Origin of the sequence: Neptuniibacter sp. QD48_55 (genome assembly GCF_047778115.1) — a bacterium.
In the GTDB taxonomy this organism is placed as follows: domain Bacteria; phylum Pseudomonadota; class Gammaproteobacteria; order Pseudomonadales; family Balneatricaceae; genus Neptuniibacter.
The window spans coordinates 866174-890733 of record NZ_CP180555.1 but is presented as its reverse complement, the minus strand read 5'-3'; the positions used below and the strand labels follow the sequence as shown (position 1 = coordinate 890733).

Here is a 24560-nt window from a genome sequence, read left to right as displayed (position 1 = left end):
GCAAGCAAAACAGCCTGACAAAATTATTCAAAACCCCAAATAAGCTTGGCTGAATAAAGGTGATTTGTATGAGTATCTTTGACCACTATAAAGCCCGCTATGATTCTGTTCAGCAGGAAGAATACAGCTTGGACGAGTATCTCCAGCTGTGTAAAGAGGATCCAATGATCTATGCAGATGCAGCTGAACGTATGCTGCAAGCGATCGGCGAACCAGAAATGGTTGATACCGCAGCGGATCCAAGACTAAGTCGTATTTTTTCGAACAAGCTAATCCGCCGTTACCCTGCTTTTAGCGAGTTTTACGGTATGGAAGACGCGATCGAAAATATTGTCTCCTACTTTAAACATGCGGCTCAAGGTCTAGAAGAACGTAAACAGATCCTTTACTTACTTGGTCCTGTAGGCGGCGGTAAATCCTCCTTAGCCGAACGCCTAAAGCATCTAATGGAGCACATTCCATTTTATGCCATTAAAGACTCACCAGTTTTCGAATCCCCTTTAGGTCTGTTTAAACCCGAAGAAGATGGCATCATTTTACAAGAAGAGTACGGTATCCCATCCCGCTATTTAAAAGGGATCATGTCACCTTGGGCTGCTAAGCGTTTACACGAATATGGCGGTGATATTTCCAAATTTAGAGTAGTAAAACTTTACCCTTCGATTTTGGATCAGATTGCCATCGCCAAAACCGAACCTGGTGATGAAAACAACCAAGATATTTCTAGTCTTGTGGGTAAAGTTGATATTCGTAAATTGGAAGACTTCCCACAACACGATCCAGATGCTTATAGTTTCTCTGGCGCGCTCTGTCGTGCCAATCAGGGCATGATGGAATTTGTGGAGATGTTTAAAGCACCTATCAAAGTTCTCCATCCTCTATTAACAGCGACCCAAGAGGGTAACTACAACAGTACCGAAGGCATGGGGGCCATTCCGTACGATGGTATTCTCCTAGCCCACTCGAATGAATCAGAGTGGACAACCTTCAAAAACAATAAAACCAATGAGGCCTTTATCGATCGTATCTACATCGTAAAAGTACCTTATTGCTGCCGTGTCACAGAAGAGATCCATATCTACGAAAAACTTCTAGAAAACAGTTCGTTAAACAACGCACCCTGTGCACCAGATACGCTCAACATGCTTGCTCAATTCTCAGTTTTATCAAGAATGAAAGAACCTGAAAATTCTAGCTTGTATTCAAAAATGCGTGTTTATGACGGCGAAAATCTAAAAGACACGGATCCTAAAGCGAAATCGATGCAGGAATATAAGGATTCTGCAGGCGTTGATGAAGCAATGGATGGCCTTTCAACCCGTTTCGCTTTCAAAATCCTATCCAAGGTCTTTAACTTTGATCCTTCTGAAGTTGCGGCTAATCCAGTCCATCTGCTTTATGTTCTGGAAAAAGAGATTGAACAGCAGCAATTCCCTGCTGAAATTCAAGATCGCTATTTAGGCTATCTAAAAGAGTTTATCGCACCTAAATATATCGAGTTCTTGGGTAAAGAGATTCAGACCGCTTACTTAGAGTCCTACTCCGAGTACGGACAAAACATCTTCGATCGCTATGTCACCTATGCTGATTTCTGGATACAGGATCAGGAATATCGTGACCCAGAAACAGGTGACATATTAGATCGTCAGGCGATTAACGAGGAACTCGAAAAAATCGAAAAACCTGCCGGTATCAGTAATCCAAAAGATTTCAGACACGAAATTGTTAATTTTGTACTGCGTGCTCGTGCCAATAACAACGGTAAAAATCCATCTTGGATGGGTTACGAGAAAATGCGCACCGTTATTGAGAAAAAAATGTTCTCCAATACGGAAGACTTGTTACCTGTTATTTCCTTTAATGCGAAAGCCTCTACAGACGAACAAACCAAACACGGTGAGTTTGTTAAACGGATGATCAAACGAGGCTATACCGAGAAGCAGGTGCGATTACTGTCTGAGTGGTATATCCGCGTTAGAAAATCACAGTAGTTCATCGGCAATAAAAGTTGGTGAAGGCATTCATTCGGGCAAAGGCCTGCCCGAATGAGATGAAGAGCCTAAGTGCAGGCCATCTACGGGGATAGAAGTATTATGAGTTACATCATAGATCGCCGCCTGAACTCCAAGAACAAGAGCACGGTTAACCGTCAGCGCTTTCTTCGTCGTTATAAAAAGCACATAAAAGATGCCGTAGAAGATGCGGTTAATAACCGCTCGATCAAGGAAATTGAACAAGGTGGCAGTGTTACCATCCCTCGCAGGGATATCTCCGAGCCTATTTTCCATCATGGTGAAGGCGGTGTTCGCAACAAAGTTTTCCCTGGCAACAAAGAGTTTGTTGTAGGGGACCAGTTCCAACGCCCACAAGGTGGCGGAGGTGGTGGCGGCAGCGGTGAAGGCCAAGCCAGCAATCAAGGTGAAGGGGAAGATGATTTCACCTTCCAGATCGATCAGGAAGAGTTTCTAGACTTTATGTTTGATGGTTTAGAGCTCCCCTACCTAGTCAAAAAACAGCTTAAAAGTGCAACTCAATTCGAAACTCGCCGAGCTGGTTTCACTAATGCAGGCAGCCCCGACAAAATCCATATTGTGCGCTCGTTAAAAGCAGCCCATGCGCGCCGAATTGCCTTAACCGGCAAAGACAGGCGCAAAATCCGCGAACTCCAAGCGGAAATTTTGACCTTAGAGCAACGTTTACCCAGTGACGATGCAAAGAAACAGATCTCAGCTCTAAAAGCTGAAATAGACGAGATTAAACAACGCTTAAAACGCGTACCTTTCCTCGATGACTTTGACATTAAATACAACAATTTAATCAAAGTCCCCGTGCCTTCAAGTAAGGCTGTCATGTTCTGCGTTATGGACGTATCGGGCTCTATGACACAAAGCATTAAAGATATGGCGAAACGCTTTTTTATCTTGCTGTATCTATTTCTGAAGCGGAATTACAAACAGATCGAAGTTGTCTTCGTTCGCCACCATACCCATGCCAAGGAAGTGGACGAACAAGAGTTCTTCTACTCCCGCGAAACCGGCGGCACAATCGTATCCAGCGCACTAGATCTTACCTCAGAGATCCTTGAAGAACGTTACTCTCCAGCAGACTGGAATATATATGTAGCTCAAGCTTCCGATGGCGATAATTGGGATGGGGACTCGAGCAAATGTTATCAACTCCTTGATGAAAAGATCCTGAAACAGGTTCAGTATTTCGCCTATATAGAGATTACTACCGGCCCCCACCAAAACTTGTGGCATGAATATGAACGCCTGCAAGCAAAGTGGGAAGAATGCTTTGCCATGCAACAGATAAAAACCCCAGCAGATATTTTCCCAGTATTTCGTAGTCTATTTGAGAAAAAGGTTGAGGGGGCAGCATGAAAAAACGCAGTCCAATATCCACCGGTGCGGAGTGGAGCTTTGAGCTTATTGCCGAATACGACCGAGAGATCGGCCGTATCGCCCAAGAATTTGGTCTGGATACCTATCCAAACCAGATTGAGATCATTACCTCCGAACAGATGATGGATGCCTACGCCTCCATTGGTATGCCTTTAAACTATAACCATTGGTCCTTTGGTAAACAGTTTGTTGATACCCAACAAAACTATAAGCGCGGCAGAATGGGCCTGGCTTATGAGATCGTAATCAATTCCGATCCCTGCATAGCTTACCTAATGGAAGAAAACACAATGACAATGCAGGCTCTTGTTATTGCTCATGCCTGTTATGGTCACAACTCTTTCTTTAAAGGTAATTATCTTTTTAAAACCTGGACCGATGCCTCGGCGATTATTGATTACCTTCTGTTTGCTAAAAGCTATATCAGCCGATGCGAAGAGAGATACGGCGTAGATACGGTTGAGGAGCTACTGGATTCGTGCCATGCACTCATGAGCTATGGCGTAAATCGATATGTTCGCCCACAACCACTGACAGCAGATGAAGAAAAAGAGCGCCAGCAAGCGCGGGAAGAATATATCCAGCGTCATTTAAACGACTTGTGGAACACGATTCCAAAAAAAGAGGAAGGAGCAACACCAGTTATTCAGCACTTTCCTAAAGAACCTGAAGAAAACATACTCTATTTTATAGAGAAAAACGCCCCACTTCTTGAACCATGGCAACGAGAGATCGTTCGTATCGTTCGAAAAGTGGCTCAGTATTTCTATCCACAGAAACAGACCCAAGTGATGAACGAAGGCTGGGCTTGCTTCTGGCACTACACCCTTCTGCATCAAATGCATGAAGAGGGCTTAGTCACCGATGGATTTATGATGGAGTTTCTTCACTCACATACCAGCGTTGTCTATCAACCGCCATTCGATAGTCCTTACTTCAACGGCATTAATCCCTACACATTGGGATATAACATGATGCAGGACATCAAACGTATCTGTGAAGAACCAACCGACGAAGACCGCGAATGGTTCCCTGATATCGCAGGTTCCGATTGGAAGAAAACATTAGATTACGCCATGCGTAACTATAAGGATGAAAGCTTTATTCTGCAGTATCTGTCACCAAAACTGATCCGAGAGCTAAAACTATTCACCATTATGGATAACTCTGAAAAAGCCAATTTGGAGGTCACATCAATCCATGATGAAGCAGGCTACCGACAAGTCCGCGAAGATCTTTCTTCTCAATATAACTTAGGAAATAGAGAACCCAATATTCAGGTTTACAACGTAGATGTCCGTGGTGATCGCAGCTTAACCTTGAGACACTTTATGCATAATAAACAACCACTCGGTCAATCGACCGAAGAGGTACTAAAACATATTCATCGTTTATGGGGATTTGATGTTCATCTTGAATCTGTGCTTCCCGATAACACTGTAACCAAAAGTTATCACTGCCCCGAAATTCTTACTGAAGGGAAAACAGAATCGCTACTCTAATCCAAGCGATAACTTTATTTACTAACGGTCATTCAGTATTTAATCCTTTGGTAACACTGGATATACTGCATTCAAGTATCTAATACAGTGAGGAAAACCGATGGATTGCCTGTTTTGTAAAATCATAAATAAAGAGATTCCGGCCGAAATCATTTACGAAGATGAGCATGTAATTGCGTTTAATGATATTAGCCCTCAGGCACCGACACACGCACTCATTATTCCGCGCAAACATATCGCAACCCTTAATGATATTAGCGCAGAAGATACAGAGGTGGTTGGCCATATGGTCAAAACAGCCAGCACTATCGCTAAACAGTTAGGCATTGATGAATCGGGTTATCGTACTGTATTCAACTGTAATTCCGATGGTGGACAAACGGTTTATCATATCCACCTTCATCTTTTAGGCGGCAAACCGATGGGCTGGCCTCCCTATCAAGAAAAATTGAAAGAAGATCTTAGCTAGCTTTAATTATTCTTCTTACAGCTAAAAGAGAAAATAATCTTTTCTTTTAGCTGTACAAGCTACTTTTTAATCTTAAAATTTATATCCTAGAGAAATAGGGTTAAGGCTATTCCTAGAGTTTATAAACCGAGATACATTCAAAGTTATGCCACAGGAACAACGGTTAGTTACTGAAAGCTATATTAGATCTAGCAAAAATATACCTTCTTATACTGAGCCATATAGACATGCATCTTATAAGAGAGCTTTGAGTGAACTAAGGAAAGCCTTACAGAGCGAAAACTCAATAATTCTTAAAGGAGTCGCAGGCACCGGTAAAAGCACACTTATCAATGAGCTTATTAATGAATTTCAAAAAAATGGGATTCCTGTCGCTATAATTAATAAGCCGTTAACAGAAGTATCTCAGCTTTATTCAAAATTATCAGACGCGCTTAAATCTACAGCACAGACAGAAGATCTATCCCGCACGCTCCAATCAATTAAAGACAAAGACCTATTCTGCCTAGTCATAATTGATCAGCAAGCTATCAATTCTGACGATTCCGTAATCAACTCCTTACAGCAGTTATGCGAAATCGATGAAACTACTAAAGGGGCAATAAAACTAGTAGTAGTTCGCCAAGACTATATTGTTATTAACTCTAAAGTGCTTCAACAGGCTGATTTTATTAACTGGATTAATACGGAAATAGTCCTAGATCTTTTTCAACTAAATGATATTGAAGGATATATTCATTACTTATCCTCCAAAGAGGGACTACCAAGCACGCCTTATGAAATTGGTACTGATTTATTGATAATCGAGCACACAGAGGGAAGAATAAACCGCCTAAATAAACTTTTATTACCTCTGATTCATAACAAAATAATAACGCCAGAAGACATCAATAATTCGAAAAAAAATTCCTCTCGCTTATCGTCTGAAAAAATCGGCATGTATTCTCTTAGCCTGGTAATTTTTATAATTTTAGGCTTTGGGGTTAACTATTTCCTATATTCAAGTACAGCAAAAATTGAATCAAAAACTACGGAAGATACCCCTATTTTTGCGGAGCCGAAACCACTTCAGGAGAACCAAATTTTCAAAGTGCAGCCACCAAGTATCACTGTCACAGAGAAAGAACCGGCCTCTGCTGATTTTAAACTTAGCGGATATAAAGCCGATACTGTCAAAAACCATCCCCCTGAAGCAGAACAAAACGCGCTTACTCAAGAAGTATCAATTACAGGACAACCTGTAAATAAAACATCATTGAACAGTGCTGAAAAGATAAACATGTTTTCACTCAAGGAAATAACTACTTTTCCAAGCGAGCGAAATGAAATAGAGGAAGGTTTTCAAACGATTATTAAAATTGAAAAACTTTCTAAAGTTGAAGTTTCTGCACCACAAGACGAAGTTATTTCACCTCTCACTCTAGCCACTGTAAAAATTGACCACTGGATAGCTGCCTGGCAAGCAAAAGATCTGAAAAATTATTTTAGAAGCTATAAACCTAACTTTACTGGTATATACGAAACGAATGAACGCTGGTCTAAGAAACGGCGCGATGCGATTAATCGCCCTAAGTGGATCAAGTTGATCAGAGAAAAGCTACATAATATCAAACTTTCGGAAAATAAAATTAAAGTAGACTTCTGGCTTCAATACGAAGCAGCTAGCGGCTATAAAGACAAAACGCTAAAACAACTAACGTTAGTTAAATATAATGGTGAGTGGTTAATAGACAAAGAACACAATATTAAGGTCGAAACCCATTAAAACTGCTTACTCAGTGCACATTTTGTGGAAACTCATGGGCATGCGCTTCAATCCACTCAATCGCAGCTTCTTCAGAATCTAGCTCTCGTCCCTCTTCTTCTAAGATTTTTTGACGATACTCTTCAATGTAGCAAACCTGTTCTACCATGCGAACAGCATAAGCTGTTGCCAGATCAGAAAAACCAATCCCTACCAAAAATCCATTACCTTTACTTTTGCACCAAACAACATGACCGATAGTTTTAAAAGGTGGTGTCTCTAATGAGATCTCAACTTCTACAGCCTCACCTGGGGTCATTAGCTTTTCTGTTTCACAGGACAATCCACCTGCACTGACATCTTGCGTGGTAACTTCAGTTACGCTTTGGTTATTAGCTTGCTGATTGCATAGCTTTATTGGAATCGCTGCAGGATGACGAATAAAACGACGAGGCATAACGTTTCTCCTCTACTACTATTTAGTGTAGACCCAGAAACAAATAAGGGGCACTAAGCCCCTTAAAAATAAACAAAAATTGCTTAATCGTCCCTTAACCTTTCGCTAGCAACTCTCGCAGATCGATAATTGCCGCATTAGCGCGGGAGATATAGTTCGCCATTACCAAAGAGTGGTTAGCAAACAAACCGAAACCGCCGCCATTTAGAATCACTGGGCTCCAAACTGTTTCCTGAGTCGCTTCCAACTCACGAATAATTTGACGAAGACTCACACGTGCATTCTTTTTGTCTAATACAGGACCAAAGTCTTGCTCAACCGCTTTTAAGATATGCAACAGTGCCCAAGCCGAACCACGCGCTTCATAGAATACATCATCTATTTCTAGCCAAGGTGTTTTCACCTCTTTATCAGAAGCAGTCTGCGTTGATTGCTCTGCAGCAGGGTCACCTGCTAGATCAGTATTCACACGTTTCTGACCAACACTTGCACTTAAACGCTGAGATAGGCTACCTAAACGCGTTTGCACATCACCTAACCAGTTATTCAGGTTATCAGCACGGGCATAGAATTGAGCTTCAGATTCAGCAACTTTGGTCAGTTCCATTTGATATTTGTGTAGCGCTTCAAGACCCTCTTTATACTGAGATTCCGAAGAAGGAAGCAACCAACTATTCGCATCAAAATGGAATTGAGGCTCAGCAATTGTTAATTCTGGGTGCTCTACTGACTGAGACTGTGAACGGCTAAAGTCTTTACGTAAAGCACGTGCAAGGTCACGTGACTGGACCAACACACCATATTCCCAATTGCTGATGTTATCTAGCCAGATACCCGGAGGTGCCACATCGTTAGTTATATAGCCACCAGGCTTATGCAATAGGGTATCCATCAATCGGTGAAGCGTATAAACCGTTGGATAACCAGTCGTCACTTTAACACCCTGCTCCTCAGCATCCGTTTTAGCTTCTACTACCGGATCAAACCCTGCTGGAGGGCAGCTCCAATAAATACCTAGAGGGACAGAGATAACTATAACTAGCATGATTACACTAAAAATAGCCCGGCTAATTTTGCCCCCTGGCATGTTGTCCCAAAAATCCAAAAACCAATCAATCAATAATCCCATGAGGTTCCTCAACTCTAACAATCCGTCTAGACGAAAAAACTTGTCCACTCATTATCTATTGCCACAGCTTAACTGATCCTAAAGCCATTCGGAACGTTGCAATGGTCGAAGCAAAAAATTCTTTTATACAAAATCTATATTACAACAGGGTGCTGCCCTAGATTCACGTAGACCAAATTTGAAAAATTACTCAAATAAAAGATACTTTAGTAATTCAAGTCAGTATTTGGTGTTTATTCTTATGATGTTTAATCAAACATCATAAGAAGATGATATATATTTGCTATAGTGACAGGGACCTGCTGATTCGTTCCACCAGCAGCGTCACAAGGAGGGTGTAATTATGGTAGGACACGAAGGCATCAAACCCCTAAGGCTTTTATTCACACTACTTTCAGTGATCCTTTTATCTGCACTGACTGTTTTCGGTATTGCCCTTTGGAATGATGTTAAAACCAACCAATTCGATAAGCTATACAAACAAAATCAGACGCTAATCAGTCAAAGCCGGTCTTTCTTTGATCATCAAACACGTCTTATTGTCAAAACAGTCAAAGCACGCTTTATCGAAAAAAATCTACAAGAACGCTCGGTTTCAAATGTATTTGAGTATCTTCTTTCAGCAACCGGTGAAGCAGCCACATTTGCCCTAATCGATACGAAAGGAAACGTGCTACTTAGTAAAGGAAGTATCAATCTACCAGAGTTATCAAGTCCAAATACTGTATTAGAAAACCTAAAAGTAAGCCGAACCGCTCAGATAGGTTATCTTCATAGGGCAGGCCTTCTAGGAGAATCTTTACTTCCCTTCTATGTCCCTATCTTGAATAACGACAAAAACATCATTGCCGTCGTGGTCGCTTTTTATCGTGTTCAAGGCAAAACCTCTCTCATGCAAAAATTTATTAGCCCAGATAACAATACAATCTGGTTGCTAGGTGAACACGGACAAGTACGTATGTCTTACCCTGTTCCTAAAGGGTTTGTTTCAGATTTATTTGGTTGGCGTTTAGCTCAAGAAACGGCCTCCGAAATCCAATATAACCTGCAATCTGGTCTAGTGAAGCAAGGACTAGAACTTAAAGTTAAAGGAGAGAAAGTCCTAGCAAACGTAGGTTATTTACCCGAATACAAACTCATCACGCTTAACTCTTATCCTGTCACGAATTTATTCAACTCTTGGTTAGAACGCATACGCCCTATATGTACTGTATTTGTTTTATTCCTTCTAGCTGCATTGCTTGCCTACAGAGTTTCCATACAAATTAGCAAACGGATGTCCGACGCAAAGCAAAAAGCAGAACGTAAAGTTCAAAAATTATCTAAAGCGATTGAACAAAGCCCTAACAGCGTTGTGATCACTGATAACCTATGGTCGATAGAATACGCTAATAGCCACTTTGATCTAACCACAGCAAAGCCTAATGCCCATACTAAAGCCCATGGACATAACATTATCGATTTTCCACCTTACAATGTTTTAACTAAAGACCTTACAAAGATCAGCGATGAAATTGCACTTAGAGGCAATTGGTTTGGTGAACGTAAAACAGATTTTGACGGTAAGTGGTACTCTTTCTCTATAAGCCACATAACAAACCCTGAAGAAGAACTCACCCATTATGTAGTTGTTGTACAAGACATAAGTAGCCGTAAAAAGGCGGAGGCTAAACTTTATAAACAGGCAAATTTTGATCCATTAACAGGCTTGCCTAATCGCCGCAGAACTAATGAAAATCTTACAAGAGAACTACAAAACGCGTGGAAAAATAAACAGCAAGTTGCTGTACTCTATTTAGATATAGATAACTTTAAAGCGGTAAATGATACATTTGGTCACATGATCGGTGATCAATTACTACAACTTGTAGCTGGCAGGTTAGTTAAATGTTGCAAAGGGAAAGCACAGATATGCCACATTAGTGGTGATGAATTTTTAGTACACACAACGTATACAAAAACTCAAGAAGTAGAAACGCTAGCAGAGAATATTTTACATGATGTAGAGCAACCTGTATTGATTGAGGGCAAACAGATCTATATTTCTGTCAGTATAGGTATCTCACGCTACCCTGAAGACAACAATGAAGTAGTAGGATTAATCAAGTTTGCTGATATCGCTCTGTTCGAATCCAAGAAGGATGGCCGCAACCGTTACAGCTTCTTTGACCATGAACTCGATAGACGCTTAAAGCGCCGTCACACTATCGAAACGGAGCTTCGCCAAGCGCTAGAGCGTGGTGAAATTCATATGGCTTACCAAAGCAAGAATAATATAGGTTCAGGACGTATTATGGGCTTTGAAGCCTTAATGCGCTGGAATAGTTCTGTATTAGGTCCAGTCGGTCCATTTGAGTTTATTGAAATAGCAGAAGATATTGGTGTCATTAATGAGCTTGGTGAGTTTGCACTACGTCAAGCCTGTATAGATCTGATCGAACTACAGAAATTTAGTGACGCACCTTTGATCATGGCCGTTAATCTTTCTATCAGACAGCTGAATGATGATAGTGTCATTGATATGGTCGCTGGAGTGATCAAAGAAACTGGCATTGACCCTAGCAGACTTGAACTCGAAATCACCGAAAGCCTATTGGCAGAAAATATCGACAAACTGCTGCCTCGTTTAGAAAAGCTGCTAGAACTTGGAACATCACTTACCATTGATGACTTTGGCACTGGCTATAGTTCTTTAAGTTATCTAACCACTTTCCCTGTCTCTACCTTGAAAGTAGACCGAGCGTTTGTAAAAGATATGGTTCATAACCAAGGCGATGCAACATTGACCCATACAATTATTACGATGGCGCATGCATTGAAAATGAAAGTAGTTGCAGAAGGTATAGAAGATGAAGACCAACTAGCTATGCTAAGGGACTTTGGCTGCGATATCGGACAAGGTTATCTGTTTAGTCGACCTCTGGTATATAAAGAGATGGAAACCTTAGTAGAAACAGAAAACCTACCAAATACTCACGCTTTCAATTGCACCCTTACCTAAGTAAAGAAAAGTAGGTATGAAATAATAGAAAACGGAGTTTCCACAGAACAACTTAACCCAACTGGGCTTGTTCTTCTGGATACTGAACTCGGATGTAATCCAAATGCCCTGATTCAAGCAACCCAACAAAAACCTCTACAAGGCGTTTATCAAGGTGACTACCGGCAATTCGTTGAAGCTCTTCAATCGCTTCTTGTTGAGTCCAAGCATCCTTATAGCTGCGTTTAGACACCAACGCATCAAATACATCTACCACCGCAACGATTCTCGCTGCGAGTGGAATTTCATCGCCCTTCAAACCTTTAGGGTAACCACTACCATCCACTTTTTCATGGTGAGCTACCGCTATATCCCTTGCCATGTTGAAAAAGGCATTCTTACCCAAGATCTTAGCCCCAATAGAAGAATGCAAGCGCATAACTTCCCACTCTTGATTATCCAATGGACCAGGTTTATTAAGAATCGCATCAGGCGTAGTAATTTTTCCCACGTCATGCATCATGCTAGAAAAGCCAAGACGATTGACGACCTCTTCAGATAATCCAATCGCTTTACCCAACTCTTCTGAATACTCCTTCACTCGATTGATGTGATTACCTGTATCGTTATCTTTGTAATCACAAACCATCGCCAGTTTTTGGACTGTCTCTAAATTAGCTTCATACAGTTCTTGTGTACGTGCTCTAACACGCTCTTCCAAGTAACTATTAGCCTCATCCAACTCTCGATTGAGTCGCTGCTGCTCCTTATACAGGTGACGGGTACGAAGATGAGATCCAACACGCGCGCACAGCTCTTCATGGCTAAATGGTTTGGTTATGTAATCGCTTGCACCTGCCGTCAACAAATCGCATAACAGCTCTTCTTGGTCGAACTGAGTTACGACAATCACAGGTACTTGATCATATTGAGTGCAGGAACGGATCAGATGGTTTAACTCGATACCATCCATCTCCGGCATTTCAACATCGGTCATCACTAGATCGATATCATCATGTTGCTGCAGCGTTTCCCACGCCTCCTTACCATTTTGACAAAGCACCGGCGAACAGCCTAATTGCTCAAGCATCTGACCATAGAGCGCTAATAAAGCCACGCTATCCTCAGCCACTAATACTTTGAATCGTTGTCCAGCGATGTGTTGGCTGAACTGCATTGTCTCTTTGCGCTCAATCACATTTTTCACTCTTTCAAGCAAAAAGTGTTGAGTGCAGTTTTTCATAATAAAATCGGTTACGCCTGCCTGAAAACAGTTACGTTTCAGATCCATAGAGCGTATAGAAGATACAACGATGATTGGAACTAACAGAAATTCGGGTCGGGACTTAATCTTTCCGGAGAACGCGACACACTCAGTATCCGGCAGTTCAGCTCCCAAGATAATGAGATCAGGAATATCAAAACTAAGGGCTTTGTAACAACTTTCGCCCGTTTGATGCACTTTAACGCGATAACCAGCATCTTCGAGTACAGCTTTGTAAAACGTTCGAATCGTTGAGCTGCCATCAACCACAAAAATGGTTTGTTGCATCCTTATATCTCCCAGAGGTTCCATCCTGCCAGACCAAATAGTCTGGAACTAAAGTATATTCTCTATTATTTATACCACCCTGTATTTCAAGACCCTACTAAACCTTAGGTTATTTTTAGCGTTTTTGTGACTCAACAACATGAAATTTTTAACGTTTAATCACGTTAATATTCGACCTTTGTTTATAAACCTGACATGAATCACTAGCAAAAATGTTGCAGTGCGTCATAATCAGGTCATATACAATTATTACCTTCAGTTCTATCAATTAACGGGTAATACAATTTATTTTCGAGGTTTTGATGGTTATTCAAGAAAAACCACCGCTGCACGACCAGCTAGAATTTTTTATTGAACAAGCTGAAAAGGCTCGCCCTATCCGTACTGCTGTTGCGCATCCCGTTGATGGCAACAGTCTGATTGGCGCAGTGGAAGCAGCCGAGCATGGCCTGATTATCCCAACATTAGTGGGACCGGAAGCAAAGATTAAAGCCGTTGCTGAAGAGCAAAATCTGGATATCAGTAATTTTGAGCTCATCAATACAGAACATAGCCACGCCGCTGCAGAGCTAGCCTGCGAATTGATCAAGCGCGGCGAAGCCGAAGTATTGATGAAAGGCCATTTAGGCACATCAGAGCTACTACGCGCAGTGGTCCATAAAACGAAAGGGATCAGAACTGAGCGTCGTTTGAGTCACGTCTTCGTGTTTGATGTACCCAACTATCATAAGCCACTGATCATCACCGATGCTGCGATCAACATCACACCTGATCTGTACTGCAAAAAAGATATCACGCAAAACGCGATCGACTTCTGCCGTGCACTAGGCGTTCAAACGCCGAAAGTGGCTATTTTATCCGCGGTAGAAAAAGTTAAGCCGAATATTCAAAGTACCATCGATGCTGCTGCGCTTTGCAAAATGGCAGATCGCTCCCAAATTACGGGTGGTTTAATTGATGGCCCGTTAGCGTTTGATAATGCGATCTCGCAACAAGCCGCTATCGACAAGCACATTGTTTCCGAAGTATCTGGTGATGCTGATATTCTGCTAGCGCCTGACCTAGAAGCAGCCAACATGATCGCTAAACAGCTGATTTATTTAGCCAACGCTAAATCAGCAGGCATCGCATTGGGTGCCAAAGTGCCGATTATCCTAACAAGCCGCGCAGATAAAACACTTGCTCGTCTAGCCTCCTGTGCACTGGCATCTCATATGGTTCATCACAAAGAAAAGTAGGTCGTATGGAAACGATTTTAACGGTTAATGGCGGCTCCTCTAGCTTAAAATGCGCTTTGTTTAAGTACACAGGCGCTAAGCTAGAGCTGCTATATAACTTTAAGCTGGGCAATATCCTTAATGATACCGCTCGCTTTAAAGTGAAAGGCGCGTCCGGTGAAGTTCTACTTAAGAGCACGCCAAGCTTTAGCGACGTGCCTAAAGAGCAACGCCACCAAGCCTGCTTAAAAACTATACTCGACTGGCTAAATGCTGAAGTCAGTGACAACACTCTATGCGCCTTCGGCCATCGCGTTGTTCATGGGGGTAGTCACTTTAGCGCGCCTATCCTGATTAATGATCAGGTATTAGATAAGCTGGCGAGCTTTATTCCACTAGCGCCACTGCATCAGCCTTATAACCTAAGACTGATCGAGGCCTGCAGAAACATAGCTCCAGACCTACCTCAAGTAGCCTGTTTTGACACAATGTTTCATGCCGAGCAATCCTCGTTGGAGCAACACTATGCCCTGCCTCGTAAATACACTGAGGAAGGTGTTCATCGCTACGGTTTCCACGGGCTTTCATACGAATACATTCAGCGCCAACTTGTTGAGCAGAAAAGCGGCCATCTAAAAACCGTAGTCTGTCACTTAGGCGCTGGCGCAAGTATGTGCGCCATCGGCGAGGGTAAATCTGTTGCTTCGTCCATGGGCTTTACTGCGGTAGATGGTCTGCCAATGGGTAGCCGTTGTGGCAATATCGACCCGGGTGTTTTGCTTTACCTACAGCGCCATCACAACCTTTCGGCAGATGATCTTGAAGCGTTGATTTATAAGCAAAGTGGCTGGCTTGGTGTATCAGGTATCAGCTCTGATATGTTGGAGCTTGAACAAAGCGATCAGCCAGAAGCTGAAGAAGCGATCGATATGTTCTGCTACCGAGCGGCACTAGAAATTGGTCGCTTATCTGCAGCACTCGAAGGTCTAGAGCAGATTGTCTTCACCGGTGGTGTCGGCGAAAACAGCGCCAATGTCAGAGAACGGATCCTTAAACGTTGTGAATGGCTGGGCGTTAAATTTAACCCTCATGCTAATTCAACCAACGACAGCATTGTCAATGGGGCCGATTCTAAAGTGACTGTGCGCGTCATCCCGACCAATGAGGAAGCGATGATCGCCCTGCACACTAAGGATTTAATGGCTTAATCGTCATTACGCTCAAACATTAAAAAAGGGTACTTACCAAAAGTACCCTTTTTTATATCTATAAATCGGCCAAGATTACTTCTTCGGTTTTTTCGGCGCTTTCTTCTTGCCACTAGCCGGTTTTTTCTTCTTTTTCGTGCCAGCCGCTTTACCCGAAGCTTTTACTTTTTTCGGGCCTTTGTAGCTACCTACTAAGCTTTCGATCAATTTACGTCTAAAGCGAGTCTTCAGGTAACGCTCAATCGAAGACATCAGATTCCACTCGTGCGGATCAATCAAAGAGATCGCCTGACCTTCTTGACCAGCACGACCGGTACGGCCAACACGGTGAAGGTAGAGATCGCCCTTACGCGGCATCTCCATATTGATCACTAACTCAACCCCTTCTACATCCAAACCACGGGATGCGAGGTCAGTGGTTACCAAAACCTTTGTTGTGCCTTTACGAAAGCCTTCAATCGTTGCGAAACGGCCTTTCTGCTGCACATCACCATGCAATAGAGCCGCTTTGAATTTATGGTAGCGTAAAAAGCCATCCAAACGACGCGCTTCTGTTTTACTGTTACAGAACACAATAGCCTTGTCGTACGATTCGTTTTCTAGCAGCCAGCATAGCTGTTTATCTTTATGAGACTGATCATCAGACAGCAAAATGCTCTGCTTGATTCCCTCTTCAACTTCACGCTTTTGACCAACACGAATCCACTCAGGATCGACCAAAAGCTTTTGAGCTAACGTACGAACTTGCGTTGGCAAAGTCGCAGAGATCAACAATGTCTGACGTGCTTCTGGGCAAAGGGTTAGAATCTGATCCAAACGTTCTTTAAAACCGGTTTCTAGCATACGATCCGCTTCATCCAGAATCAGCAGATCTAGGCTATCCAACTCAATAGAACGGTTTTCCAAATGCGGTACTAAACGCCCCGGTGTCGCAATCACCAAATCAGCACGCGCCAAGCGCTTTTCCTGCTGTTTAAAATCTTCACCGCCCACCAGCGAAACAGCATCTAGTTCTAGACCAGTAGCCAATTTATTAAACTGCTGTAACACCTGCTCAGCTAATTCACGCACAGGTACAAGTACGATGGCTTTCGGCTGACGTGTTGGCGATTTACCTGCTGATAGTTCCTGCACTAATGGAATCAGATAGGCTCCGGTTTTACCGCTACCCGTTGGCGAACTTACCAACAGATCCATCCCTTCCAACAACAAAGGCACCGCCTTTTGCTGAACCTCAGTCGGCTCACTGAAGCCAAGCGCATTAAGGTTCTCTTCTAATTGTGGATGTAGTGCGATATCAGAAAACATAGTGATTCCATAACAAAGAAAGCGATGAACAATCATCGCTTTCAAAGATAACGTATAAAGATCAGGTTCGCTGCTTTCACAGTGAACGAGCAGATGTGGCTATGATACAGGATTTCTCTATCTAAGATCATTTTTTGAAGTATCAGGTCAGTTCATATTTCACTGCCCTTTCCTCTTAAATATAGTTAAGGGCTCCCAGCCATAAAAAGAGCCACATAAAAGCCTGTACATAAATACACAAGAATTGTAGATACCATGAAACCAAATGTTCTTTTTTGCAAAAGTTCAAAATCGAACCAAGACCACATTTTGCTGATAAGTATTACCCCTGCACAAACGGTAAGACTAAAAAACGTAAAATTTTTCGATAATGCGAATATGGTCCCAACATATAAGACTGGAACAATAAAATAGAAGATAAAACCTGAAATCATAAAAATCCCTCTAACTAAAAAATTGCCCTATAAAAACGATAGGGCCAGCTTAACTTTAAGATCTGCAAAGAGATACAGCATAAAATTGCATATGACTTAAACTTGCTGCTAACTTTCTTTCAGATATAGTCAGCATGCTTATTTACTGACCTAGGCTTCTATCCAATGAAAAAAGTACTGTTTTCTCTGATGTTTTTTTATGCGACTTCAGCTTCCGCTGATGATACTGAGCTGTTTTATTTCGAAGCGGAATGGTGTGGGCCATGCAAAAGGGTTGCGCCAGTTTTGCAGGCTCATAATAAAGAGAACCCACAAACCCAAGTGCAGTTTGTTGATGTGGATAATTCACCAGAGATAGCGAAGCAGCATAAAGTAAGAGGTATCCCGGTCCTTCATATCTACACCGCTGGTAAGCATTGTGAGGTTGTAGGCGCACCTGATCTGGTTAACAAACCGGTACAGCAGCTTATCAAAGAATGCCTAAAGTAATTTCAGTAGCCTGATTCAATTTCCGCCCACAAAAAAGCAGCCACAAGGCTGCTTTTTAAATGGTTTGCTCTAAAAGCAGTAATCAACTGCTTCGCTGTCTAACCGCTTCAAACAAACAAATACCGGTAGCAACGGAAACGTTAAGGCTACTCACTTCACCCGCCATTGGAATTTTAACTAGCTGGTCGCAATGTTCACGTGTTAAGCGACGCATACCTTGGCCTTCTGCGCCCATAATCAACGCCATAGGGCCTGTTAGGTTAGCTTGGTAAACATTTAGATCGGTTTCACCTGCGGTGCCTGTGGTCCAGATACCGCGTTCTTGCAGACTTTTTAGGGTACGGGCAAGGTTGGTTACCAGAATGTACGGTACCGCTTCAGCTGCGCCACAAGCGACCTTAGCTGCGGTTGCGTTTAGTGGTGCAGATTTATCTTTAGGGGCGATAACTGCCTGTACACCGGCTGCATCAGCAGTACGCAGACAAGCACCTAGGTTATGGGGATCTGTTACACCATCGAGTACCAATAGGAACGGTGGTACATCAAGGTTGTCCAGAAGTTGATCTAGGAACTTTTCGTTGTGGGTTTGGATCGGTTTACACAGTGCGACAACACCTTGGTGGGAACCACCATCGGCTAGCTCTTCCAGATCGCGTTTGGTTACCTGTTCACATTGGATCTTCAGACCCATCGCCGTTTCATACAAACGCTGCATACGGTCATCATGACGACCTTTAGCGATCAGGATTTTCTGGATACGTTGTGCATCACGCTTAAGTGCAGTGTTTACGGCGTGAATGCCGAAAAGATATTCGTATTTCATTTAGCGAACTCCAACCCAATCGCCTGCTTGCTCACGTACCAGTGTAGCTAATAGCTCGATAAAGCTGTCTTGGGCATTCAGCGCTGGAATATACTCATAAGACTCACCACCGGCTTCCATAAACACCTCTTGGTTTTCGATAGCGATCTCTTCTAGCGTTTCCAAACAATCAGCTGAAAACGCAGGACAAGCGATCTGCAGAGACTTAACACCTTTCTCTGGCAAAGATTCCAATGTCTTATCAGTGTAAGGCTGCATCCACTCCTTAGGCCCAAAGCGGGATTGGAAGGTCGTCATCCACTCGGTATCAGCAAGACCTAGTTTAGCCGCCAACAGCTCAGAGGTTTCATGACATTGTTTTGGATAAGGGTCACCCTTATCAAAATACTCTTTCGGAATGCCATGGTATGAAAGGATCAATTTATCCGGTGTACCGTGTTCTGTACGGAAATTTTGTACCTGATCGGCCAAGGCAGCAATATACTCTGGATGGCTGTAATAGGAGTTCACAATACGAATATCCAGAACTTCACGCTGTTTAAGTTGGAACTTAGCTACCTGATCGTAGATAGGTGCCGTCGTGGTTGCTGAATATTGCGGATACATAGGTACCAATAGAATTTTGTGGTAACCGCTCTCTTGTAACTTTTGCAAACGAGGAGTCAGACCCGGCTTGCCATAAGTCATCGCCGAGAATACATCGGGTGCATGTTCACCATGCTTTTGCTGAAGCAGAAGATGCAGGCCAGCCACCTGTTTGTCCAGGATCTTACGCATTGGGGAATCGTCTTCCCAAATGCTGGCATAAGCTTTAGCCACTTTACCCGGGCGAACATTAAGAATGATGCCGTTCAATACAGATAACCAGAATAAGCGTTTAACACACTTACCCTCGACTACGCGCTGGTCAGATAAAAACTCTTTTAGGTAACGACGAACAGCGCCTTTTTCAGCTTTGTCAGGCGTACCTAAGTTAACTAATACAACGGCGGTTTTATCTGTTTGGCTCATTCAGCATCTTTCCTTTTATGTAAGGGGGAGATTATCTCGGATGTGCGACTAAAATCCTATAGTTAGCGCTGATTATAGGCATAAAAAAACCGCACCCGGTGGGGTACGGTTTTTTAAATCATTTAGATCAATGCTAATTAAGCATTTTCCAAGCCAGCGAATACGCCGTCACGGATATCTTCTACAGAACCAACGCCTGCTACGTAAACGTAAGAAGGTGCAGCAGCTGCGTCTTCTTCAGCCCAGCCTTTGTAGTAAGTGATCAGTGGAGCAGTCTGGTCATGGTAAACTTTCAGACGGTCACGAACAGTGTCTTCTGCATCGTCAGCACGCTGAACTAGATCTTCACCAGTTACGTCGTCTTTACCTTCAACCTTAGGCTGGTTGAAAATAACGTGGTAAGTACGGCCAGAACCTGGGTGTACACGACGACCAGCCATACGCTTAACGATCTCTTCGTCAGCAACATCAATTTCAACTACAGCATCGATGTTAACGCCAGCATCTTTTAGAGCATCAGCTTGTGGGATAGTGCGTGGGAAACCGTCGAATAGGAAACCGTTTGCACAATCAGATTCAGCGATACGCTCTTTAACTAGACCGATGATGATGTCATCAGAAACAAGCTGGCCTGCGTCCATAACTTCTTTGGCTTTCACGCCCAGAGGGGTACCCGCTTTTACCGCAGCACGTAGCATGTCGCCAGTAGAGATCTGAGGAATGCCATACTTCTCAGTGATGTATTGTGCCTGAGTACCTTTACCTGCGCCTGGTGCGCCCAGAAGGATAATACGCATACAGGAAACTCCTAACTAGTAAGTTTAAAATTTTAAAGTTGTCGCCATCCGATCTATGTTGATCGAATAAGCAGAAATCTGTCATAAAAAAATGTTAATGCCGGACGATACCATGACCTTAAAAGCGAACAATTCGACATTAGGACTACCAATACAGGACTTATGGAACCAAGGTATAAGTCCGTTAGTTTGATAGGTAGTCATCGTCAAAGCGGCCCCATCTCCAGCAAACTTATTGAAAGTTCGGGAGTTTCAACAGCGGCTTTGAATTAAAAATCTGTATAAGAGACTACGTTATCAAGTCACTGCAGCACAAGCAATTATTGCTGCACCGCAGTAACTTAGATCATAAAAACAGCGACAATCGCTTAAAAATCAGCTTATCCAGTATTTCGCATACCTGCGGAAATACCCGCCATAGTTACCATTAGCGCTTGCTCTAAGCGTTCATTTGGCTGGTTACGATCTCGATGAAGCAATTCTGCCTGCAAGAAATGCAGCGGATCAATATATGGGTTTCGCACATCGATCGACTGGCGAATCACAGGGCTAGCTTCCAATAAGCCATCTTGCTCTTTAATCTGATTGATCAGACCAACAATATCACCAAGACGCTGACGCAAACTAGAACCCAACACGCCCAGCTCTTCAGAAACCAACTGCTCATCATAGTAAGCTGAGATGTTACGATCACTCTTCGCCAATACCATCTCAAGCATGTCGATAGTGGATCTAAAGAATGGCCATTTCTGATACATCTCTTTGACCAGCGACTGACTGCTCTCATTCAGCGCTTCTTGCAACGCTTTATCACTGCCCAGCCAAGCTGGCAGCATTAAGCGAATCTGCGTCCACGCAAAGATCCATGGAATCGCACGTAGACTCTCTACCCCACCATCCTGACGGCGTTTAGCTGGGCGCGATCCCAATGGCAGTTTCGCTAGCTCTTGCTCTGGGGTAGCCGCACGGAAATACGGCACAAACATCGAGTTTTCCCGCACAATGGCACGGTATTCGGTTAAGCCTCGTTTAGCCATGGCTTCCATCTGCTCACGCCACGCTTGCTCTGGCCCAGGAGCCGGACTTAGCGTTGCTTCCAATACAGCACCTGTACACAGCTCTAAGTTACGAATCGCCAAATCAGGCATTCCGTACTTAAAGCGGATCATCTCACCCTGTTCAGTTAAGCGCAGGCTATGATCTACAGAGCCCGGAGGCTGCGCCAAAATCGCTGTATGACTTGGACCGCCACCACGGCCCACTGTACCACCACGACCATGGAACAAGGTTAAGTGAACACCATGATCTTTACATAGCTGAGTTAGCCCTTCCTGTGCCTTAAACTGGCCCCAAGCCGCAGCCAATTGGCCTGCATCTTTGGAGGAATCGGAATAACCGATCATCACCTCTTGATGGCCTTGGGTATAGGCCTTGTACCAATCAACGCTTAACAAAGCATCGATACAATCACGGGCATTCTCAAGATCATTCAGGGTTTCAAACAGCGGTGCTACCCGCATGTTATGGCTGATGCCCATCTCACGTAGAAGCAAGATAACGGCTAATACATCGGAAGGATGGCTAGCCATAGAGATTACATAGGAGCCCAATGCGCTCTTATCGGCTGAAGCAACTACCTGACAGGTATCGAGAACTTCCTGCACTTCATCAGATGGCACCCACTCATTAGGGAATAACGGGCGCTTGCTTTGTAGCTCTTTCAACAAGAAGCTTTGACGCCCCTCCTCGGTCCAGCCACTGTATGAACCTAGGCCATAAAACTGTGAGAGTTCTTCAAATACTTGCGCATGACGATCAGAGCTCTGACGAATATCCAACTTCACTAAGGTTAGGCCGAAGCAAGCAATACGACGGATAATATCTTCCAACGCATTCTCTGCAATGATACCCATACCGCACTCTTGCAAAGAGCGATAGCACAGCATCAACGGTTCTAGTAGCTCTTCCTCATGGACATAAACGTCGTAATCGCCATCAACGTCGCCTTTCAACTGACGCGCAACCCAGTTCTTTGTGCCCTGCAAACGGCTACGTACTTCACCCAGTAACTTGCGATAAGGTTCAGCACAGTCACCTACGCGGGCCATCAGTTCTTTGCTAGCCTGATACATTGATAGTTCGGCACGCAAAGCATCGACATCTTTCAGATAAAGATCAGCTGCCATCCAACGAGAAAGCAGTAACACCTCTTCGGTAACTTTGGCCGTTACGTTCGGGTTACCGTCACGGTCTCCCCCCATCCAAGATGCGAAACGAATTGGCGAGCTATCGAGCGGCAAACGCTCACCCAGTGTCTCATTTAACTGCGCATCTACACGGCGCAAGAATTTAGGCACCGCAGTCCAAAGAGAGTTTTCAATTACCGCAAAGCCCCATTTCGCCTCATCCACTGGTGTTGGGCGTTGCTTACGAATCTCATCGGTATGCCAAATCTGTCGAATCAATTCATCCAAACGAACTTGAGCTTCCTCATCGCCTCGGTCTAAGCGACGCAAGCAGTCAGCAATATCATCGTATTTTTGGATTAAGGTACGGCGGTTAACTTCTGTAGGATGCGCCGTAAGCACCAGATCGATCTGGGTATCACACAAAGAATCAGCAATCTGTTTAGGTGTAAAACCTTTCTGACGCAGTTGAGCAAACAGAGTACAGAGAGAATCGGGAGTACAAACATCGGTGACTTCAAGGTAACGACGTACCCTGTGGTGTTCTTCGGCAATATTGGCGAGGTTTAAAAACTGAGTAAACGCACGGGCAACCGGTAATACTTCATCTTCGCCCAGTTCACGTAGCGCTTTGAGTAGCTCTTCGTGTTCCGGGTTTTCTTCCGTACGTCCCTCTTTCGCTAACTGGCGTACCACTTCAATCTTATCAAACAGTTCATCACCAAGGTGTGCTTTTATGGTTTCACCAAGGCTAGAGCCGAGCATTCGAACATCATCGCGTAAAGCTTCGTGCAGATTGGTCATATATCCCTCCTGACGCAAAAATTCGCATACCGATGGAGTCGGTTTTCTTCGATGCTAACCCATTAAAAAGAAGAAAAACACAGTAAATTCAGTTAATTATTTAAGGAATAGCGCACTAAAACAGGGCTATAAGAGAGGTAAGTAAGGAGGAGTACAAGTGTTTTAACTGCATGCTAAAAGCCTGCTACGAACTTTTTAAAGAAGCTACAGACCTTTAGCTTTGGCTTGATCCCAAAAGGCGTCTAATTCGTCTAAAGAGAAACCATCCCAGTCACGATCAGATGCGAGCACTTGGTCTTCAACAAAGCTAAAGCGACGTTCAAACTTTTGGTTGGTTCCACGAACAGCATGTTCAGGGTTTACACCAAGGTGACGGGCAAGATTGACCTGAGCAAACAACATATCGCCCATCTCATCAGCTACCGCAGCTTTATCACCGGACTTAATGGCTTCACGAAGCTCTGCTAGCTCCTCTTCCATCTTATCCAATACGGCTTCGGTTTCGTTCCAATCGAAACCCACTTGTGCAGCACGCTTTTGCAATTTCGCAGCACGAGACAGTGCAGGCAAAGCACGCGGTACATCGTCTAAGACTCGACTGATACCTTTAGCTTCTTTAGCATCGCGCTCTTGCTGTTTGATCGCTTCCCAGTTGCGCTTAATCTCCTCTTCCGAGATCGGGTTATCTGCACAATTGGAGTGCAAGGTACCGTCTGGAAAAACATGAGGATGGCGACGAACTAACTTCTTGATCAGGTTGTTTACGACTGTGGAAAAGTCGAATCGCTGATCTTCAGAACCCAGCTGGGTATAAAAGATCACTTGGAACAGTAGATCACCTAACTCATCGTTTAGATGTTCCCAGTCTTCACGCTCGATAGCATCTGCAACCTCATACGCCTCTTCCAAGGTATGCGGCACAATAGTGGCGTAGGTCTGCTTAAGATCCCAAGGGCAACCGGTTTCAGGATCACGCAGACGTGACATCAGATAGATAAGATCATCAATTGTGTACTGAGCCATAACGCAAAAAACCTACATCCAGC

The 24560-nt window shown here is 43.5% G+C and carries 18 protein-coding genes; 9 read left to right on the top strand and 9 right to left on the bottom strand.

Translation table 11 applies throughout. The features are described from left to right. Positions 1-68 precede the first annotated feature (68 nt). The 5 genes from ACMXYW_RS03940 to ACMXYW_RS03920 all read left to right on the top strand — a co-directional run bounded on the left by ACMXYW_RS03940 (position 69) and on the right by ACMXYW_RS03920 (position 7140). Positions 69-1991: a PrkA family serine protein kinase gene (locus ACMXYW_RS03940; protein ID WP_415905295.1), complete on the top strand. Its 1923-nt coding sequence runs from the start codon at positions 69-71 to the stop codon at positions 1989-1991. A gap of 102 nt (positions 1992-2093) precedes the next feature. Next, the gene (locus ACMXYW_RS03935; RefSeq protein ID WP_415905294.1) at positions 2094-3383 is read left to right on the top strand and encodes a YeaH/YhbH family protein; all 1290 of its coding nucleotides are present in this window, start codon (positions 2094-2096) and stop codon (positions 3381-3383) included. Further along, positions 3380-4906 (top strand): SpoVR family protein, encoded by a 1527-nt coding sequence (locus ACMXYW_RS03930; protein ID WP_415905293.1) that lies wholly within the window; start codon positions 3380-3382, stop codon positions 4904-4906. The genes ACMXYW_RS03935 and ACMXYW_RS03930 overlap by 4 nt, the downstream gene beginning before the upstream one ends. 100 nt (positions 4907-5006) lie before the next feature. Further along, entirely contained in the window at positions 5007-5375 is a 369-nt protein-coding gene (locus tag ACMXYW_RS03925; RefSeq protein WP_415905292.1) for a histidine triad nucleotide-binding protein, read from the top strand. A 145-nt stretch (positions 5376-5520) separates the two neighbouring features. Then, positions 5521-7140, top strand: coding sequence for an AAA family ATPase (locus ACMXYW_RS03920; protein WP_415905291.1), 1620 nt, complete (start codon positions 5521-5523; stop codon positions 7138-7140). Between the two features lie 10 nt (positions 7141-7150). Here ACMXYW_RS03920 and ACMXYW_RS03915 read toward each other — a convergent pair whose 3' ends face one another. Together ACMXYW_RS03915 and ACMXYW_RS03910 are read right to left on the bottom strand one after the other, a co-directional pair. Further along, positions 7151-7576 (bottom strand): PilZ domain-containing protein, encoded by a 426-nt coding sequence (locus ACMXYW_RS03915; protein WP_415905290.1) that lies wholly within the window; start codon positions 7574-7576, stop codon positions 7151-7153. 94 nt (positions 7577-7670) lie between these two features. Beyond that, the gene (locus ACMXYW_RS03910) at positions 7671-8705 is read right to left on the bottom strand and encodes a DUF2333 family protein (RefSeq protein ID WP_415905289.1); all 1035 of its coding nucleotides are present in this window, start codon (positions 8703-8705) and stop codon (positions 7671-7673) included. A 343-nt stretch (positions 8706-9048) separates the two neighbouring features. Here ACMXYW_RS03910 and ACMXYW_RS03905 point away from each other — a divergent pair, with 343 nt between their 5' ends. Next, on the top strand, positions 9049-11706 hold the full coding sequence (locus tag ACMXYW_RS03905; protein WP_415905288.1) for an EAL domain-containing protein: 2658 nt from the start codon (positions 9049-9051) through the stop codon (positions 11704-11706). A 52-nt stretch (positions 11707-11758) separates the two neighbouring features. Here ACMXYW_RS03905 and ACMXYW_RS03900 read toward each other — a convergent pair whose 3' ends face one another. Continuing rightward, entirely contained in the window at positions 11759-13237 is a 1479-nt protein-coding gene (locus ACMXYW_RS03900) for a response regulator (RefSeq protein ID WP_415905287.1), read from the bottom strand. Positions 13238-13539: 302 nt separating this feature from the next. On the opposite strand from ACMXYW_RS03900, the gene ACMXYW_RS03895 reads away from it, so the two are divergent. Both ACMXYW_RS03895 and ACMXYW_RS03890 read left to right on the top strand, forming a co-directional pair. Further along, the gene (locus ACMXYW_RS03895) at positions 13540-14475 is read left to right on the top strand and encodes a bifunctional enoyl-CoA hydratase/phosphate acetyltransferase (protein WP_415905286.1); all 936 of its coding nucleotides are present in this window, start codon (positions 13540-13542) and stop codon (positions 14473-14475) included. A gap of 5 nt (positions 14476-14480) precedes the next feature. Beyond that, entirely contained in the window at positions 14481-15662 is a 1182-nt protein-coding gene (locus ACMXYW_RS03890; protein ID WP_415905285.1) for an acetate/propionate family kinase, read from the top strand. Positions 15663-15737: 75 nt separating this feature from the next. Here ACMXYW_RS03890 and ACMXYW_RS03885 read toward each other — a convergent pair whose 3' ends face one another. Beyond that, positions 15738-16970, bottom strand: a complete 1233-nt coding sequence (locus ACMXYW_RS03885; protein WP_415905284.1) for a DEAD/DEAH box helicase — start codon at positions 16968-16970, stop codon at positions 15738-15740. A gap of 599 nt (positions 16971-17569) precedes the next feature. On the opposite strand from ACMXYW_RS03885, the gene ACMXYW_RS03880 reads away from it, so the two are divergent. Further along, positions 17570-17893 (top strand): thioredoxin domain-containing protein, encoded by a 324-nt coding sequence (locus tag ACMXYW_RS03880; RefSeq protein WP_415905283.1) that lies wholly within the window; start codon positions 17570-17572, stop codon positions 17891-17893. A gap of 82 nt (positions 17894-17975) precedes the next feature. Here ACMXYW_RS03880 and rlmB read toward each other — a convergent pair whose 3' ends face one another. The 5 genes from rlmB to mazG all read right to left on the bottom strand — a co-directional run bounded on the left by rlmB (position 17976) and on the right by mazG (position 24537). Further along, positions 17976-18716 (bottom strand): 23S rRNA (guanosine(2251)-2'-O)-methyltransferase RlmB, encoded by a 741-nt coding sequence (gene rlmB, locus ACMXYW_RS03875; RefSeq protein ID WP_415883712.1) that lies wholly within the window; start codon positions 18714-18716, stop codon positions 17976-17978. Continuing rightward, positions 18717-19727 carry a ferrochelatase gene (gene hemH, locus ACMXYW_RS03870; RefSeq protein ID WP_415905282.1) on the bottom strand — a complete coding sequence of 337 codons (1011 nt, stop codon included), beginning with the start codon at positions 19725-19727 and terminating at the stop codon, positions 18717-18719. Positions 19728-19864: 137 nt separating this feature from the next. Beyond that, positions 19865-20524, bottom strand: a complete 660-nt coding sequence (gene adk / locus ACMXYW_RS03865; RefSeq protein WP_415883710.1) for an adenylate kinase — start codon at positions 20522-20524, stop codon at positions 19865-19867. Between the two features lie 380 nt (positions 20525-20904). Beyond that, positions 20905-23514 (bottom strand): phosphoenolpyruvate carboxylase, encoded by a 2610-nt coding sequence (gene ppc, locus ACMXYW_RS03860; protein ID WP_415905281.1) that lies wholly within the window; start codon positions 23512-23514, stop codon positions 20905-20907. Between the two features lie 204 nt (positions 23515-23718). Further along, on the bottom strand, positions 23719-24537 hold the full coding sequence (gene mazG, locus ACMXYW_RS03855) for a nucleoside triphosphate pyrophosphohydrolase (protein ID WP_415905280.1): 819 nt from the start codon (positions 24535-24537) through the stop codon (positions 23719-23721). Positions 24538-24560 lie beyond the last annotated feature (23 nt).